Origin of the sequence: Pseudomonas sp., assembly GCF_050739655.1 — a bacterium.
In the GTDB taxonomy this organism is placed as follows: Bacteria; Pseudomonadota; Gammaproteobacteria; order Pseudomonadales; family Pseudomonadaceae; genus Aquipseudomonas.
Window position 1 is genome coordinate 1 of sequence record NZ_JBOIBY010000316.1, and the last position, 2,608, is coordinate 2,608.

Here is a 2,608-nt window from a genome sequence, read left to right on the forward strand (position 1 = left end):
GCCGCGTTCATTCAGAATTTCCGCGTTATCGTTAACGTTTTTCGCGAGCAAGCTCGCTCCTACAGTTGACCTTCATCGCTTAACTGACTGGCATTAAGGCCTGCCCGCGAAAGCGGTGGGTCTGACACATTGATATGGGATGGGCTGCCGTCTTCGCGGGCAAGCCTCGCCCCCACATTTTTTGCGCAAGCCACGCCATTTGTGAACGACATGCCCCCTGTAGGAGCTGCCGCAGGCTGCGATCTTTTGTCTTGATTTTCAGGAACAAGATCAAAAGATCGCAGCCTCGTTGCACTCGACAGCTCCTACAGGTAACGCGCTCAGACAGAAAGTGAGTGAACGCAATCACTCCTACAAAGAGCGCAGCTATTGGTCTATCAGTGCGCGATGCACACCGATTTGAGCTCGGTGTAAGCCTCGATCACTGCACGACCGAACTCACGGCCCATGCCCGACTGTTTGACGCCACCGAACGGCATCGCCGGGTCGAGCAACACGTGGGCGTTGACCCATACCGTACCGGCTTCGATGCGCGGCACCAGGTTCATGGCTTTGCTCAGGTCGTTGGTCCACAGGCTGGCGGCCAGGCCGTAGCGGTTGTCGTTGGCCAACTCGATGACGGCATCTTCATCGTCAAACGGCATCACGCCCAGCACCGGACCGAACACTTCTTCGCGGGCTACGGCCATGGTGTGATCGATATCGGCCAGAATGGTCGGCTGCACGAAGAAGCCATCGCCTTCAAGCAATTCACCGCCAGTCACCACCCGAGCACCTTCCTGGCGAGCCCGTTCAATGTGTTTGAGCACACTTTGTTGTTGCTTGCGCGATACCAGCGGGTTGATCGCTGCGTCGCAGTTCATGCCATCGCCAATCGGCATGGACGAGACAGCCGCCGCCAAGGCTTCGACGAACTTGTCGTGGATCGAGCGATGCACATAGAAGCGCGAGGCTGCTGCGCACACTTGGCCGTTGTTGAGCAGGCCGCCGAGGATCGCGCCCTGAACCGCTTTCTCGATGTCGGCATCGGCGAGCACGATCATCGGGTTCTTGCCGCCCAGCTCCAGGGAAAAGCGCGTCATGTTTTCCATGCACGCTACGCCAACGCTTTTGCCCACGGCGGTGGAGCCGGTGAACGACACCTTGCTTACCAGCGGATGGGAAGTCAGTACGCCGCCCACCGAGGCGCCGCCACCGGTCACGACGTTGAATACGCCCGCCGGGATGCCTGCTTCCAGGGCCAGCTCAGCCAGGCGCATGGCGGTCAGCGGGGTTTCCATGGCGGGTTTGATGATCACGGTGCAACCGGTGGCCAATGCAGGCATCAGCTTCCAGGCAGCGATCAGCAGCGGGAAGTTCCACGGCACGATGCCGACGACCACGCCCACTGGCTCACGCTTGGTGAACGCGGTGAACTTGGCACCTGGCGGCAACGGGATCGATACATCGAAGGTCTGGCCTTCAATCTTGGTCGACCAGCCGGACATGTAGCGCATGAATTCCACGGTGGCGTTCAGGTCCAGGGCACGGGCCATGTTGATTGACTTGCCCTGGCTCAGGGTTTCCAGCTGCGCCAGTTCTTCTGCGTGCTCTTCCACAAGACGGGTGAAGTTCAGCAGGATGCGTTCACGGTCGGCAGGACGCAGGCTGGACCAGACGCCGGATTTGAATGCCTTGTGCGATGACTGCACCGCTTGCTCGACGATTTGCAGCGGCGCATCGAGGGTTTCGCACAGGGTTTGACCGGTGGCCGGGTTGACCACGGCAATGCTTTCGCCCTCGGCGAACACCCACTGACCATCGATAAAGCAGCCGTGACGGCGTTCAAGGAATGCAGCCACCTGCGGCAGGGTTTCAACGTTGCTCATAAATCACCTTTTATTCGAATGTAGGAGCCGGCTTGCTGGCGATAGCGTCTTTGTGCGCGGTGCAAGATTCAAGGCCGCCATCGCTGACAAGCCAGCTCCCACAGGGATTGGTTGGTCAGGCAAGTAACCAGCCGCTTAGTGTTGTTCTTTGAGATAGCACACGACCGCCTGGCGATCGTCGGCCGAAGCCAGGCCCATGTAAGGCATGTAGGTGCCAGGCACATAGGCTTGAGGTTGAGTGATGAGTTGCTCGATGTTCTCGGCCTGCCAGTCGATGTTCTTGCTGCGCATGGCCTGGGAATAGTTGAAGCCTTCCAGCGAGCCGGACTTGCGCCCCACCACACCTGCCAGGTTCGGCCCCATCATCCCGACCATCCCCTTGCTCACCGAGTGACAAACCCCGCACTCATTGGCGAACACTTGCTCGCCACGGCTCTGGACCGGCGTGCAATCGGCAGCCACAGCGGCCTGGGCCAGGGTGAAACACAACAAACCCATTAGGGAAAAACGCAGGGCGGAAAACATAAAAGACGACCTTGAAAATTCACGCGTCCGTCAACAAACGAACGCCAACACAGAAGGCGCCGGGACAACGGAACCCCGGCAGGTTAAACCGGATTGTCGGTGGTCGGTAAATCCCAGGGTTTGCCCTGCGTGCCAGTTGTGTTGGCGGGGCTGCCAGATCGCCGGGCTGCGCTTCCGCCCCTGTAGGAGCTGCCGAAGGCTGCGATCTTTTGATC

The 2,608-nt window shown here is 59.4% G+C and carries 2 protein-coding genes; both read right to left on the bottom strand.

The window, feature by feature from the left end; translation table 11 throughout:
* Nucleotides 1-377 precede the first annotated feature (377 nt).
* Nucleotides 378-1,868 carry an aldehyde dehydrogenase family protein gene (locus ACRESJ_RS15490; protein ID WP_431758685.1) on the bottom strand — a complete coding sequence of 497 codons (1,491 nt, stop codon included), beginning with the start codon at nt 1,866-1,868 and terminating at the stop codon, nt 378-380.
* A 135-nt stretch (nt 1,869-2,003) separates the two neighbouring features.
* Nucleotides 2,004-2,393, bottom strand: a complete 390-nt coding sequence (locus tag ACRESJ_RS15495; protein ID WP_431758686.1) for a c-type cytochrome — start codon at nt 2,391-2,393, stop codon at nt 2,004-2,006.
* Nucleotides 2,394-2,608: the final 215 nt, after the last annotated feature.

Excerpts from the sequence above, each read along its gene's own strand:
- ACRESJ_RS15490 (WP_431758685.1), bottom strand. The coding sequence starts at position 1,868 with ATGAGCAACGTTGAAACCCTGCCGCAGGTGGCTGCATTCCTTGAACGC.
- ACRESJ_RS15495 (WP_431758686.1), bottom strand. The coding sequence starts at position 2,393 with ATGTTTTCCGCCCTGCGTTTTTCCCTAATGGGTTTGTTGTGTTTCACC.